Origin of the sequence: Pseudomonas ovata, from assembly GCF_003131185.1 — a bacterium.
Taxonomy (GTDB): Bacteria; Pseudomonadota; Gammaproteobacteria; order Pseudomonadales; family Pseudomonadaceae; genus Aquipseudomonas; species Aquipseudomonas ovata.
Genome location: NZ_QFFU01000001.1, coordinates 1 through 13096, shown reverse-complemented (window position 1 = coordinate 13096; position 13096 = coordinate 1). Strand labels below are relative to the sequence as shown.

Here is a 13096-nt window from a genome sequence, read left to right as displayed (position 1 = left end):
TGTGTCCATTTTTTCAGTGGGCCAAGGGCAATATAGGATCTGACGGTGATTGGACGTTTACGCGGTGCACTGGTCGAAAAGCAGCCGCCCCACCTGGTGCTGGATGTCAATGGGGTCGGTTACGAGCTCGAGGTGCCGATGACCACGCTGTACCGGCTGCCGCATGTCGGTGAAAGCGTGACGCTGCACACTCACCTGGTGGTGCGTGAAGACGCGCACCTGCTTTATGGCTTTTTCGAGAAGCGCGAGCGCGAGCTGTTTCGCGAACTGATCCGCCTCAATGGCGTGGGCCCCAAGCTGGCCCTGGCCTTGATGTCGGGGCTCGAGGTCGATGAGCTGGTGCGCTGCGTGCAGGCCCAGGACACCTCGGCGCTGACCCGTATTCCAGGTGTCGGCAAGAAGACCGCCGAGCGGCTGCTGGTCGAGCTCAAGGATCGCTTCAAGGCCTGGGAGTCCTTGCCAGGGACATTCGCCCTGGTTTCCAGCGGGCCTGGCGTACTTGAGCCCGCCGCCTCGGAAGAGGCTGATGCCGTCAGCGCGCTGATTGCCTTGGGCTACAAGCCCCAGGAGGCGAGCAAAGCCGTCTCCGCCATCAAGGATAAAGACTTGAGCAGTGCCGACCTGATTCGCCGTGCCTTGAAGGGGATGGGTTAAGTGATAGAAGCCGACCGTCTGATAAGCACCGCTGGCAGCCGTGATCGCGAAGAGCAGATCGACCGCGCCATCCGCCCCCTGAGCCTGGCCGACTACATCGGCCAGCCGACCGTGCGCGAGCAGATGGAGCTGTTCATCCAGGCGGCGCGCGGACGCAACGAATCGCTGGACCACACCCTGATCTTCGGCCCGCCAGGGCTTGGCAAGACCACCCTGGCCAATATCATCGCCCAGGAAATGGGTGTGTCGATCAAGAGCACCTCCGGGCCGGTGCTGGAGCGCCCGGGCGACCTGGCAGCGATCCTGACCAACCTCGAACCCAACGATGTGCTGTTCATCGACGAGATCCACAGGCTTTCGCCCATCGTCGAGGAGGTGCTGTATCCGGCCATGGAGGATTTTCAGCTCGACATCATGATCGGCGAGGGGCCTGCTGCCCGTTCGATCAAGCTCGACCTGCCGCCGTTCACCCTGGTCGGAGCGACGACGCGCGCCGGGATGCTCACCAATCCGCTGCGTGACCGCTTCGGGATCGTACAGCGCCTGGAGTTCTACAACATTGCCGACCTGTCGACCATCGTGTCGCGCTCGGCCGGCATCCTGGGACTGACCATCGAGCCTGAAGGCGCCTTCGAGGTCGCCCGTCGCGCGCGTGGCACGCCGCGTATCGCCAACCGCTTGCTGCGCCGGGTACGCGACTTCGCCGAAGTCCGCGGCAACGGCCAGATCACCCGGCAGACAGCTGACAAGGCCTTGAACCTGCTGGATGTCGACGAACACGGTTTCGACCATCAGGACCGCCGCCTGCTGTTGACCATGATCGAGAAGTTCGACGGTGGCCCGGTCGGGGTCGACAACCTGGCGGCGGCCATCAGCGAAGAGCGTCATACCATCGAGGACGTGCTGGAGCCGTACCTGATCCAGCAGGGCTACATCATGCGTACGCCACGTGGACGCGTGGTGACCCGGCATGCCTATTTGCATTTCGGGCTGAACATTCCATCAAGAATGGGCGATATGCCAGTTATTGGGGAACCAGTCGATGATCCTGTCGACTAATGGCATCGGGGCAGGGTTCAAGCGCTTCCCGTCAGGATTGAAGGCCGGGTTGCGCGATGCCATCGGGCCTGTTTTGCGAAACGTTGAAAAACAGTTGTATCACCTGATTGGCAACCCGAGGAGTAAGCACTAGAGTATGCGCGCGCAAAACGGGGTTCAGTCGTTCGCCCATCTGTGTCGTGTCTATTACGAGGACACGGATGCCGGCGGCGTCGTCTACTACGTCAACTACCTGAAATTCATGGAGCGGGCTCGCACCGAGCGGCTGCGGCAACTGGGCTTTCTCCAGTCCCGGCTGGCCGATGAGAACCTGTTGTTCGTCGTGCATTCAAGCGAGGCGCGTTACCACAAGCCTGCACGGCTGGACGATGAATTATCGGTCACCGCGCAAGTCATCGAATTGAACCGCGCCAGCCTGCGTTTTCGTCAGCAGGTCAGGCGGGTAACGGATGCAACGCTGCTCTGTGAAGGGCAGTTTCTGGTGGCGTGTGTAAGCGCCGATAGTTTCAAACCCCGGGCCATTCCCCAAGCGCTGCGCACGGCCTTTGCCGATGATCAGCGCGACACGGGCACCTATTCGGATTCAGAGCAGGAGATACAGCGTGGAAGCTAACGTCGTCGACCATACCTCCATGTGGAGTTTGGTCAGCAATGCCAGCATTGTCGTTCAGTTGGTGATGCTGAGCCTGGTGGCGGCCTCGGTCGCCTCCTGGGTCATGATTTTTCAGCGTAGCAACATGATTCGTGCCGGCCGCCGTGCACTGGACAGTTTCGAGGAGCGGTTCTGGTCGGGCATCGACCTGTCCAAGCTCTACCGCCAGGCCGGCAGCAGCCCGGACCCGGATTCGGGGGTCGAGCAGATCTTCCGTGCCGGCTTCAAGGAGTTTTCCCGCCTGCGCCAGCAGTCGGGTGTCGATCCGGATGCGGTGATGGAGGGCGTGGCCCGTGCCATGCGCGTAGCCATCTCGCGTGAAGAAGAGAAGCTCGAGACCGGGCTGTCGTTCCTGGCCACTGTCGGTTCGACCAGTCCGTACGTCGGCCTGTTCGGGACCGTATGGGGCATCATGAACTCCTTCCGTGGCCTGGCCACCGCCCAGCAGGCCACCCTGGCGACCGTCGCCCCCGGCATTGCCGAGGCCCTGATCGCAACAGCCATCGGCCTGTTCGCCGCGATCCCGGCCGTCATGGCCTACAACCGCTTCGCAGCGCGCACCGAGACCCTGATCAATCGCTACTACACCTTTGCCGATGAGTTCCAGGCCATCCTGCACCGCAAAGTGCACACCAGCGAAGAATGAGGTACTGATTCCCCATGGCTCTGATCGCTCGAGATCGTCGCAAAAAACGCAGGCCGGTCGCCGAAATGAACGTGGTCCCCTACATCGACGTGATGTTGGTGCTGCTGGTCATTTTCATGGTGACAGCCCCCATGATCAATCAGGGTGTGAAGGTCGATCTGCCCAAGGTCTCCAGCGAGGCCTTGCCGCAGGACAACAACAATCAGGTCCTGACCATTTCGATCAAGGCCGACAAGACCTACTACTGGAACCTCGGCAGCGAAGTCGACACCGACAAGCAGATGGACAAGGCCATGACCTTGCCGCAACTGACCAGTGCCGTGACCAAGATCGTTGCTTCCGGACGTGACGCCGGCAAGCAGACACAGGTGTTCATCCGCGGTGACAAGGCGGTCGACTACGGTTCGGTCATGGTGACCATGGGCGGGCTGCAGAAAGCCGGGATTGCCAACGTCGGCTTGATTACCGAGGCGCCCTGATGCAACCAATTCGAGAGCCGTCCGCCTCGGAGAATTACTTCTGGCCTACTGTCTGGGCCGTGGGTCTGCACATCCTGATTTTTGGCACGCTCTTCGTCAGTTTTGCCATGACCCCCGAGCTGCCTGAGGCCAAACCGGTGGTTCAGGCGACGCTGTACCAGCTCAAGTCCAAGAGCCAGGCGACCACCCAGACCAACCAGAAGATCGCAGGCGAGGCGAAGAAAACCGCTGCCCGGCAGAGCGAGGCCGAACAGCTGGAGCAGAAAAAGATCGAACAGGAAGCTGTAAAGGCGGCGGAACAAAAGAAAGCCGACGCCGCTCAAAAAGCCCAGGAACAAAAGGCTGCCGAAGAGGCGCGCAAGGCCGCCGAGCAGAAGGAAGCCCAGGAAAAGGCGGCCGAGGAAAAAGCCGAGCAAAAGGCTGAAGAAGCCAAGAAAGCGGCCGATGAAGCCAAGAAGGCCGCCGCAGACGATGCCAAGAAGGCCGCTGACGCCAAAAAGGCAGAAGAGAAACAATTGGCTGATATAGCCAAGAAGAAGGCTGAAGAAGAGGCGAAGAAAAAAGCCGAGGAAGAGGCCAAGAAGGCCGCTGCCGAGGACGCCAAGAAAGCCGCTGCCGAAGAGGCCAAGAAGAAAGCGGCCGACGATGCAAAGAAAAAAGCGGCTGAAGACGCCAAGAAGCAGGCTGCCGAAGACGCCAAGAAGAAAGCCGCCGAAGACGCGAAGAAGAAAGCCACTGCCGATGCTGCTGCCAAGAAGGCTCAGGATGCTGCACGCAAGGCTGCCGAAGACAAGAAGGCGCAAGCACTGGCCGACCTGCTCTCCGACAAGACCGAACGTCAACAGGCCCTGGCCGACGAAGTCGGTAATGAAACGGCCGGCAGCTTCGACGACCTGATTCGCATGCGTGCATCCGAAGGCTGGGCACGTCCGCCATCGGCGCGCAAGGGTATGGCCGTGGTGCTGCAGATCGGTATGTTGCCTGACGGTACTGTGACGTCGGTCAGTATTTCCCGCTCCAGCGGCGATGGTCCGTTCGACAGTTCGGCGGTAGCAGCGGTCAAGAACATTGGTCGTTTGACAGAGATGCAGGGGCTCAAACCAGCTGAGTTCGCGCCCTATCGTTCATTCAAGATGACATTCACACCTGAGGATCTAGCCTTGTGATTAACCTTCTTCGAGGACTGCTTGTGGTTCTTTGCTGTGCGGCAGGATTGGCTGTCGCAGAGGAAAAGAACATTATGGTCACCAGCGGAAGTGACCGTGCTACCCCGATTGCCGTCGTGCCGTTCGGTTGGCAGGGCGGTAACGTCCTGCCTGACGACATGGCCGAAATCATCGGCAACGACCTGCGCAACTCCGGCTATTACACGCCGGTTCCACGTCAGAACATGATCAGCTTGCCGGTTCAGGCCAGCGAAGTGGTGTTCCGTGACTGGAAAGCGCTGGGTACACAGTACGTGATGGTGGGTAACATCACCCCGTCCGGCGGTCGCCTGCAGGTGCAATATGCCCTGTTCAACGTCGCCACCGAGCAGCAGGTGTATGCCGGCAACGTGTCGGGCACCACCGACCAGTTGCGCGACATGTCGCACTATATTGCCGACCAGTCGTTCGAAAAGCTGACCGGCATCAAGGGCGCCTTTTCGACTCGCATGCTGTACGTGACGGCCGAACGTTTCTCCGAAGCCAACACCCGCTACACCCTGCAGCGTTCCGACTATGACGGCGCGCGTGCGGTGACCTTGTTGCAATCGCGCGAGCCGATCCTGTCGCCGCGTTTTGCGCCTGATGGCAAGCGTATCGCCTATGTGTCGTTCGAGCAGAAGCGTCCGCGCATCTTCGTTCAGCACATCGACACCGGTCGCCGTGAGCAGATCACCAACTTCGAAGGCCTCAACGGTGCGCCGGCCTGGTCACCGGACGGCAGCCGCCTGGCATTTGTGCTGTCCAAGGACGGCAACCCGGAAATTTATGTCATGAATCTGGCCAGCCGCCAGATCAGCCGGGTGACCAATGATTCCTCGATCGACACCGAGCCGTTCTTCGGCAAGGACGGCTCGACGATCTACTTCACGTCCGACCGTGGCGGCAAGCCACAGATCTACAAGACCAGCGTTTCCGGTGGTGGCGCCCAGCGCGTGACCTTCACAGGCAACTACAATGCCAACCCGAAACTGTCGGCCGACGAGAAGACCCTGGTGATGATCCATCGTCAGGAAGGCTTCACTAACTTCAAGGTGGCGGCTCAGGATCTGGCGCGTGGGAGTGTAAAAATCCTCACAGACAGTAACCTTGATGAGTCACCCACTGTCGCGCCCAACGGCACCATGGTAATCTACGCCACCCGCCAGCAGGGCCGGGGAGTCTTGATGCTCGTGTCCATCAATGGACGCGTAAGGCTCCCGCTTCCTACCGCTCAAGGCGAAGTCAGAGAACCGTCCTGGTCCCCTTACCTGAACTGACGCGGCGCTACACAAGTTTTTGCTTAACACACTGGGGTTCATTAGGAGTTTCAAGATGGAAATGCTGAAGTTTGGTAAGTTTGCTGCGCTGGCTCTGGCCATGGCCGTAGCAGTAGGTTGCTCCTCCAAGGGCGGCGACAATGCCGGTGCCGGTACTGGTGCTGTCGATCCTAACGCTGGTTACGGCTCCAACACTGGTGCTGTCGACGGCAGCCTGAGCGAAGAAGCTGCTCTGCGCGCAATCACCACCTTCTACTTCGAATACGACAGCTCGGACCTGAAGCCAGAAGCCCTGCGCGCTCTGGACGTTCATGCCAAGGACCTGAAAGGCAACGGCGCTCGCGTCGTTCTGGAAGGTAACACCGACGAGCGCGGCACTCGCGAGTACAACCTGGCTCTGGGCGAGCGTCGTGCGAAAGCCGTTCAGCGCTACCTGGTGCTGCAAGGCGTTTCCCCAGCTCAGCTGGAACTGGTTTCCTATGGTGAAGAGCGTCCAGTTGCCACCGGCAACGACGAGCAATCCTGGGCTCAAAACCGTCGCGTCGAACTGCGTAAGTAATTTGACATGCGAACGTGCCGTCGTGCTCTAACCGTTTTGGCTCTCACCCTTCCGCTTGCGGCGTGGGGTGCGGTACCTGTAGTCGGTGACAATTCTGGCTCTGGCAGCAGCTACCCGCCAGCGGGATATGGCACGTCCGGCGCCTATGCGGGGGGCGGGGTTGCGGCCCAGCCCTCCGCACAGGGTCAACTGTTTCTACAGTTGCAGCAGATGCAGGAAGAAATCGCGCGTTTGCGCGGTATCGTCGAAGTCCAGCAAAATGACATCCAGCGCATCAAGCAGGAAGCCCTGGAGCGTTATCAGGAACTCGACCAGCGTATCGTCAGTGGCGCTGCCACGGCGAACAACAATTCTCAACCCGCTGGCAATGCAGTAAACGCCAGCGGGACGCCTTCGGCCCCGGTCAGCAATGCTGCACCGGTTGCGGGGGGCGAGCCGCCTGATCCGGCGAAGGAAAAGCTTTATTACGAAGCAGCCTTCGACCTGGTCAAGGCCAAGGATTTCGACAAGGCCAGCCAGGCTTTTGCCGCTTTCCTGCGCAAGTATCCCAACAGCAGCTACGCGGGCAACGCCCAGTACTGGCTGGGTGAAGTCAACCTGGCCAAAGGCGACTTGCAAGGTGCAGGCCAGGCGTTTGCCAAAGTCAGCCAGGCCTATCCCAAGCATGCCAAGGTGCCGGATTCGCTCTACAAGCTGGCTGATGTCGAGCGTCGCCTGGGCCATACCGACAAGGTCAAGGGGATTCTCCAGCAGGTGATTGCCCAGTATCCGGGCACCTCGGCTGCGCAATTGGCGCAGCGTGACCTGCAACGCCTCTGATCGACCGTACAGCTGTTCAAGAAAGCCGCGCTTGTCGCGGCTTTTTTCGTTAGACTTCGCACCCGAAATTTTTTGCTCATTACGCTTCCTGGTATTACGCGAGCGCGGATACCCTGAAGTGCCTGACGGAGGCGGACAGCCTGTTTAGCTGTTACGCCCGTGGCCCCTATGCAAGACACCCTACGCATCACCGAAATATTTCACTCGCTGCAGGGTGAAACCCGAACCGCCGGGTTGCCCACCGTATTCGTGCGCCTCACCGGCTGCCCGTTGCGCTGCCAATATTGCGACAGCGCCTACGCCTTTACCGGCGGCACCATCACCACGCTGGATGCCATCGTCGAGCAGGTCGCGACCTGGAAGCCGCGCTATGTCTGCGTGACCGGTGGTGAGCCGCTGGCGCAGCCCAATGCCATTCCCTTGCTCAAGCGCCTGTGTGACGCCGGCTATGAGGTGTCGCTGGAGACCAGTGGTGCCCTGGACATCTCGGCAGTTGACCCACGGGTCAGTCGCGTGGTCGATCTCAAGACGCCGGGGTCACTGGAAGTGGCGCGCAACCGCTACGAAAACATGGAGTGGCTGACGACCAATGACCAGGTCAAGTTCGTGATCTGCTCGCGCGAAGACTACGACTGGGCGGTGTCCAAGCTGATCCAGTACCGGCTTGACGAGCGTGCCGGCGAAGTCTTGTTCTCGGCCAGCCATCACCAGCTCAAGGGTCGTGATCTGGCCGACTGGATCGTGGCGGACAATCTGCCGGTACGCCTGCAGATGCAATTGCACAAACTGCTTTGGGACGATGAGCCAGGGCGCTGAGGGGAAATGAACATGAGCGACAAAAAAGCAGTCATCCTGTTGTCCGGTGGCCTGGACTCCGCCACCGTGGTGGCCATGGCCCGTGCCGAAGGTTACGCCTGCTACACCATGAGCTTCGATTATGGCCAGCGGCACCGTGCCGAACTGCAGGCCGCCGCACGTGTGGCTCGTGATCTGGGCGCCATCGAGCACAAGGTCATCGGCCTGAACCTGGACGGCATGGGCGGCTCGGCGCTGACCGACAGCAGCATCGACGTACCCGAAGCGCCGACCGAAGGTATTCCGGTCACCTATGTGCCGGCCCGCAACACGGTGTTCCTGTCGCTGGCGCTGGGCTGGGCCGAAGTGCTTGGGGCGCGGGATATCTTCATTGGCGTCAATGCCGTGGACTATTCCGGGTATCCCGATTGCCGCCCCGAGTTCGTCGAGGCTTTCGAGCGCCTGGCCAACCTGGCGACCAAGGCCGGAGTCGAAGGGCAGGGCTTTACCATTCAGGCGCCCCTGCAGAACCTCAGCAAGGCGGATATCGTCGCGGCTGGCATGAAGCTGGGTGTGGATTATTCACTGACGGTGTCGTGCTATCAGGCCGATGATCAGGGACGTGCCTGCCGCAAATGCGACAGTTGCCGCCTGCGTGCCGAAGGCTTCGCGGCAGCCGGTGTTGCAGACCCGACGAACTATTTTTAGTTTTTTTGCGCAAGGGTGTTGAATTACTGATAAAAATCAGTAATATACGCCCCACGCAACGGGTCGTTAGCTCAGTTGGTAGAGCAGTTGGCTTTTAACCAATTGGTCGTAGGTTCGAATCCTACACGACCCACCATCTTCAAAGGCAGCTGCAAGAAGGTTCAGGACACTCTTGGTGTCAGGGCCGCAGATGTCAGTAGCGAGTCAGTGGCTCAGCCTACAGAAACACCTTGAAACCCACCTTATCAGGTGGGTTTTTGCGTTGGGGTGTTCCATTCCTTACAGCGGGCATGGCGCTGGCCTGTTCTCTTTCGTGAAAACACGTCATTCTTGAAATACCTTGAAACAATTGTGACAGTCTGATGGTCAACAGCTCATCCTGTCCATTGTCTGGTTTCGCATGAAAACACCCGATCCTGCCCGTCGCCTGCCCTGTCTCGACCAGATGCGTAACCTGAAGATGGCGCGCTCTGCCCATGCCTACGTGCGCGGCAGTACCGTGCAATTCTACGAGTGGCTGCAAAGCCTGCCTGGTCGCCGCCTGCCCGGTGGACCGGCCGTGTGGATCTGTGGAGATTGTCACGCCGGTAACCTAGGGCCGACCGGAAACCTCAAGGGCGAGACCGATGTGCATATTCGCGACCTTGATCAGACAGTGGTGGGTAACCCCGCCCATGATCTGGTCCGTCTCGCCTTGTCGCTGGCCACCGCTGCCCGTGGGTCCGATCTTCCGGGTGTGACCAGCGCGCGTATGCTCGAAGAAATGATGCGCGGCTACGAACTGGCCTTTGAAGCCAGCCTTGACCAGGAACCGCTGCGCCCGCAGCAGGTCAAGGCTGGCTTGCGCAGCGCGGTGCGGCGCACCTGGAAGCATCTGGCCAAGGAGCGCATGGCTGGCAGTCGTCTGACCTTGCCCCTGGGCAAGCATTTCTGGCGACTGAGCAAGGCCGAGCGCCAGGCCATCGAGGTGCTGTGCCTGACCCCGGAAATTCATGCGCTGGTGACTTCGCTCAAGGGCCGCAGTCATGACAGCGACGTGCAACTGTTGGACTGCGCGTATTGGGTCAAGGGCTGCAGCTCACTGGGCTTGCGCCGCTATGCGGTGCTGCTGAGTGTAAGCGATGGCGACGATGAAGATTATTGCCTGCTGGACGTCAAGCAGGCAGTGGCGGCCGCTGCCCCTCGCGCCGCCCGCGCCGGCATGCCTCGGGACAACGGCAGGCGTGTGGTCGAGGGCGCACGACAGTTATCACCGGGGCTGGGCAATCGCATGCTCGCCGTGCGCTTGCTGGAGCATTCGTTCTTCATCCGCGAACTGTTGCCACAGGACCTCAAGCTGGAGCTTGACCAGCTTGATCCGCGTCAGGCCATGGAGGCTGCCGGTTACCTGGCCCGGGTCGTCGGTCAGGCTCATGCACGGCAGATGGATCTGGAAGATCGCCTGGCCTGGATGACTGACCTGCAGAGAAATCGTACCCGTACGCTCGATGCGCCGTCATGGCTGTGGAGCAGCGTGGTGCAATTGGTGGGCGACCATGAAATGGGTTATCTGGCGCATTGCCGTCGCTATGCACTGGCGCAGGCAATCGCTTGAGCGACAAGCCAGTAGCGTGTCATGCCGTGTGAACGAAAAACAGGCCTGCTGCCTGGGCCTGACTGCTTGCCTTGCGCAGGTAAAGATGCGCCACAGCATCGGTCAGGTAGAAGACATCGGTAAAGGGCGCCGGGAAGTCAGCCGAGTAAAACTGGCAGAAGAATTCGTAATCGTCATCAATCGGCGGGTTGGTGGGCGCCCAGTGGGGTGGCGTCATACTGATCAGTGAGTCGGCTGGAATATCCTGCGGACCCAGTGTCCGCTCGCCAAGCGTGGCCAGGCGTTGCTCGATGCTCGCCACAGGGCTGTATTGCAGTTCATGGTCGCCCGCAGCTAATACGGCCGTATAACCACTGGGGCGTGTCGGGCGGTGAAGCACGGCAGCGTCGAAGGTGATGCTGTCCAGAAAGTAGCCGTCAGGGCTGTAGGTGGAGAACACATACAGAATCCCTTGTGCCGGCAGGCTGTCAGTCTGGACAGTCTGGCGCAGCTGTCCGCAGTCGAGGGTTGCAACCAAGGTCAGGGGCTCGCCGTCGGGGTTGTGCGGCCAGTGTTCGACCCGGGCCGCGTTGCCACCCAGCGTGATGCCACACCCGGCTGTGCTGCCGGGCGTTGAAAACGACATGCCCAGCACTGTCATGGCTGCGCTCAAATGATGTACTCCGGGCGTCCTGCCTCGTCCCACGCCTTGAAGCGGGTATCGATCAGGCCTGAGAGCTTGTCATAGTTGGCCCAGGTGTCATCGACCCGGTACAGCGATTGCTCATCCACGCCGAAGGTCTGAAAATAGTCATCGATATAGCGGCTGTCGTTCTCCTGTCCCTGGTAATACGCCAAGGCAAAGGCATTGCCGGTCTTGTCGAATTCCTGGTCGGTGATTCTTTCGTCCAGCATGCTCAGCACGAACTGTGCGCCGGTGATCGAGCGCTCTTTGAGGTCATCCAGTTCATCTTCGGCGTCTTCCAGTAACTCTTCGCTGACCCGGTCGTTGATCACCATCCAGCTCAGGAACATGCCGATATGCGTAGCGCTTGCAGCATCAGGCAGGTCCTTGGGGTAAGTGCCTTCGTAGTGCCAGGAGGCATCGTCGTACTTCATGGTGATTTCCTTGGGCCGCCTTTGGCGAATGAAGGGGAGGGCGGATCGATCGCCCGGCTTGAAGCATAGACCGCGACTGCTACAGGAGTTCCGGATACAGGGTTTTATATAAATGATAATCAGTCATGTTTTGGCGTTCTAAAAACTTGCTCCGTTAATTGTTCTTTGAGGTTAGAATCGGCCCGCTTTCGGCCACGCAACGCTGACGGCGCTCTCCCTGCAAAGGCCTGGTTTTATGTCAGGCGGCCTTTGAGGTGTAAACTTGTATTACGCGCCACCGCGCACTCAGGTCCAGCCAACATGACGCAGATTTCCGAACGCTTTCTGGTGCAGGCGCATCTCGCTGCCAAACAGCCGAAAGAGTTGAGCCTTGAAGAACAGGCCCAGTACCGTGAACAGATTGCCGCCGAACTCAAGGCGCGAGATGCGGTGCTGGTTGCTCACTATTATTGCGATCCGGTGATCCAGGCCCTGGCCGAGGAGACCGGTGGTTGCGTGGCCGACTCGCTGGAGATGGCGCGTTTCAGCAATAACCACGCTGCCAGTACCGTGCTGGTGGCCGGCGTGCGCTTCATGGGCGAGACCGCCAAGATTCTCAACCCGGAAAAGCGCGTGTTCATGCCGACCCTGGAGGCCACCTGCTCACTGGATGTCGGTTGCCCGGTCGATGAGTTCTCGGCGTTTTGCGACCAGCATCCCGAGCGCACGGTGGTGGTCTATGCCAATACCTCGGCGGCGGTCAAGGCACGGGCCGACTGGGTCGTGACCTCGGGCTGTGCGCTGGAGATCGTCGAAAGCCTGATGGATAACGGCGAAAAGATCATCTGGGCCCCGGACAAGCACCTGGGGCGCTGGATCCAGCGGCAGACCGGCGCTGACATGCTGTTGTGGGACGGGGCGTGCATCGTGCATGAAGAGTTCAAGTCCAAGCAGCTCGAAGACATGAAGGCCTTGTACCCGGAAGCAGCCGTGCTGGTGCACCCCGAGTCGCCGGAAGCCGTGATTGCCCTGGCCGATGCCGTGGGCTCGACCAGCCAGATGATTGCCGCCGCCCAGCGCCTGCCCAATAAGATGTTCATCGTGGCGACCGATCGCGGCATTTTCTACAAGATGCAGCAGCTGTGCCCGGACAAGATTTTCATCGAAGCCCCCACTGCCGGTAACGGCGCGGCTTGCCGAAGCTGCGCGCATTGTCCGTGGATGGCGATGAACACCCTGGAGCGCACCCTGCAATGCCTGCGCGATGGCAGCAACGAGATCTTCGTCGACCCGGCCCTGATCCCGCAGGCCGTACGGCCCTTGCAGCGCATGCTCGACTTCACCCAGGCCGCCCGCCTCAGGCAGGCCGGCAACGCCTGAATCTGCATGCGTTAGTTAAAGGCCCGTCCTGGCCTCATCGCCGGCAAGCCGCCTCCCACAGGACTGATGTCGCCCAAGGTCTCGGGCCTGGCACCGGACTGATCTGACCCCAAAAAGTTGGACAGTCTATTGCCATACGCCTACAGAGCGAGTCCTGAACTCCACAGGACTCAATCCACCAAGCTTTACTTTTATCCGGTCATGATTGTA

16 protein-coding genes and 1 tRNA gene are annotated in these 13096 nt (G+C 60.1%); 14 read left to right on the top strand and 3 right to left on the bottom strand.

All coding sequences use genetic code 11. The features are described from left to right. Positions 1 to 45 precede the first annotated feature (45 nt). The 13 genes from ruvA (at position 46) to DGA31_RS00025 (ending at position 10429) form a co-directional block, all read left to right on the top strand. Positions 46 to 654 (top strand): Holliday junction branch migration protein RuvA, encoded by a 609-nt coding sequence (ruvA, locus tag DGA31_RS00085; protein ID WP_056835057.1) that lies wholly within the window; start codon positions 46 to 48, stop codon positions 652 to 654. Then, positions 655 to 1713 (top strand): Holliday junction branch migration DNA helicase RuvB, encoded by a 1059-nt coding sequence (gene ruvB, locus DGA31_RS00080; RefSeq protein ID WP_109511159.1) that lies wholly within the window; start codon positions 655 to 657, stop codon positions 1711 to 1713. It abuts the gene before it with no gap. A 136-nt stretch (positions 1714 to 1849) separates the two neighbouring features. Continuing rightward, on the top strand, positions 1850 to 2326 hold the full coding sequence (ybgC, locus tag DGA31_RS00075; RefSeq protein ID WP_056835060.1) for a tol-pal system-associated acyl-CoA thioesterase: 477 nt from the start codon (positions 1850 to 1852) through the stop codon (positions 2324 to 2326). Then, on the top strand, positions 2316 to 3011 hold the full coding sequence (gene tolQ / locus DGA31_RS00070) for a protein TolQ (RefSeq protein WP_056835063.1): 696 nt from the start codon (positions 2316 to 2318) through the stop codon (positions 3009 to 3011). The genes ybgC and tolQ overlap by 11 nt, the downstream gene beginning before the upstream one ends. Positions 3012 to 3025: 14 nt before the next feature. Continuing rightward, a complete protein-coding gene (gene tolR, locus DGA31_RS00065) occupies positions 3026 to 3490 on the top strand; it encodes a protein TolR (RefSeq protein ID WP_056835064.1) in 465 nt (154 codons plus the stop codon). After that, on the top strand, positions 3490 to 4656 hold the full coding sequence (gene tolA, locus DGA31_RS00060) for a cell envelope integrity protein TolA (RefSeq protein WP_109511158.1): 1167 nt from the start codon (positions 3490 to 3492) through the stop codon (positions 4654 to 4656). The genes tolR and tolA overlap by 1 nt, the downstream gene beginning before the upstream one ends. Then, entirely contained in the window at positions 4653 to 5954 is a 1302-nt protein-coding gene (tolB, locus tag DGA31_RS00055; RefSeq protein WP_109511157.1) for a Tol-Pal system beta propeller repeat protein TolB, read from the top strand. The genes tolA and tolB overlap by 4 nt, the downstream gene beginning before the upstream one ends. Positions 5955 to 6009: 55 nt before the next feature. Continuing rightward, positions 6010 to 6513, top strand: a complete 504-nt coding sequence (pal, locus tag DGA31_RS00050; RefSeq protein ID WP_056835071.1) for a peptidoglycan-associated lipoprotein Pal — start codon at positions 6010 to 6012, stop codon at positions 6511 to 6513. 6 nt (positions 6514 to 6519) lie between these two features. After that, positions 6520 to 7332: a tol-pal system protein YbgF gene (gene ybgF, locus DGA31_RS00045; protein ID WP_082481280.1), complete on the top strand. Its 813-nt coding sequence runs from the start codon at positions 6520 to 6522 to the stop codon at positions 7330 to 7332. Between the two features lie 168 nt (positions 7333 to 7500). Continuing rightward, positions 7501 to 8148, top strand: a complete 648-nt coding sequence (gene queE, locus DGA31_RS00040) for a 7-carboxy-7-deazaguanine synthase QueE (RefSeq protein ID WP_109511156.1) — start codon at positions 7501 to 7503, stop codon at positions 8146 to 8148. 12 nt (positions 8149 to 8160) lie between these two features. Further along, a complete protein-coding gene (queC, locus tag DGA31_RS00035) occupies positions 8161 to 8835 on the top strand; it encodes a 7-cyano-7-deazaguanine synthase QueC (RefSeq protein ID WP_056835078.1) in 675 nt (224 codons plus the stop codon). 60 nt (positions 8836 to 8895) lie between these two features. Beyond that, positions 8896 to 8971, top strand: a tRNA-Lys gene (locus DGA31_RS00030). Between the two features lie 264 nt (positions 8972 to 9235). Continuing rightward, positions 9236 to 10429 (top strand): DUF2252 family protein, encoded by a 1194-nt coding sequence (locus tag DGA31_RS00025; protein ID WP_109511154.1) that lies wholly within the window; start codon positions 9236 to 9238, stop codon positions 10427 to 10429. 19 nt (positions 10430 to 10448) lie between these two features. Here DGA31_RS00025 and DGA31_RS00020 read toward each other — a convergent pair whose 3' ends face one another. Both DGA31_RS00020 and DGA31_RS00015 read right to left on the bottom strand, forming a co-directional pair. Beyond that, positions 10449 to 11081 carry a DUF1963 domain-containing protein gene (locus DGA31_RS00020; RefSeq protein ID WP_152034981.1) on the bottom strand — a complete coding sequence of 211 codons (633 nt, stop codon included), beginning with the start codon at positions 11079 to 11081 and terminating at the stop codon, positions 10449 to 10451. After that, the gene (locus DGA31_RS00015; RefSeq protein WP_109511152.1) at positions 11078 to 11527 is read right to left on the bottom strand and encodes a DUF7832 domain-containing protein; all 450 of its coding nucleotides are present in this window, start codon (positions 11525 to 11527) and stop codon (positions 11078 to 11080) included. Before DGA31_RS00015 ends, DGA31_RS00020 begins: the two co-directional genes overlap by 4 nt. 300 nt (positions 11528 to 11827) lie before the next feature. Here DGA31_RS00015 and nadA point away from each other — a divergent pair, with 300 nt between their 5' ends. Continuing rightward, positions 11828 to 12886, top strand: a complete 1059-nt coding sequence (nadA, locus tag DGA31_RS00010; RefSeq protein WP_056835086.1) for a quinolinate synthase NadA — start codon at positions 11828 to 11830, stop codon at positions 12884 to 12886. Between the two features lie 126 nt (positions 12887 to 13012). Here the strand turns inward: nadA and DGA31_RS30605 are convergent. After that, positions 13013 to 13096: IS3 family transposase (locus tag DGA31_RS30605; RefSeq protein ID WP_152034988.1), on the bottom strand; the 84-nt coding region annotated here is incomplete at its 5' end.

Excerpts from the sequence above, each read along its gene's own strand:
- queE (WP_109511156.1), top strand. The coding sequence starts at position 7,501 with ATGCAAGACACCCTACGCATCACCGAAATATTTCACTCGCTGCAGGGT.
- ybgC (WP_056835060.1), top strand. The coding sequence starts at position 1,850 with ATGCGCGCGCAAAACGGGGTTCAGTCGTTCGCCCATCTGTGTCGTGTC.
- ybgF (WP_082481280.1), top strand. The coding sequence starts at position 6,520 with ATGCGAACGTGCCGTCGTGCTCTAACCGTTTTGGCTCTCACCCTTCCG.
- tolA (WP_109511158.1), top strand. The coding sequence starts at position 3,490 with ATGCAACCAATTCGAGAGCCGTCCGCCTCGGAGAATTACTTCTGGCCT.
- queC (WP_056835078.1), top strand. The coding sequence starts at position 8,161 with ATGAGCGACAAAAAAGCAGTCATCCTGTTGTCCGGTGGCCTGGACTCC.
- DGA31_RS00025 (WP_109511154.1), top strand. The coding sequence starts at position 9,236 with ATGAAAACACCCGATCCTGCCCGTCGCCTGCCCTGTCTCGACCAGATG.
- tolR (WP_056835064.1), top strand. The coding sequence starts at position 3,026 with ATGGCTCTGATCGCTCGAGATCGTCGCAAAAAACGCAGGCCGGTCGCC.
- nadA (WP_056835086.1), top strand. The coding sequence starts at position 11,828 with ATGACGCAGATTTCCGAACGCTTTCTGGTGCAGGCGCATCTCGCTGCC.
- DGA31_RS00015 (WP_109511152.1), bottom strand. The coding sequence starts at position 11,527 with ATGAAGTACGACGATGCCTCCTGGCACTACGAAGGCACTTACCCCAAG.
- pal (WP_056835071.1), top strand. The coding sequence starts at position 6,010 with ATGGAAATGCTGAAGTTTGGTAAGTTTGCTGCGCTGGCTCTGGCCATG.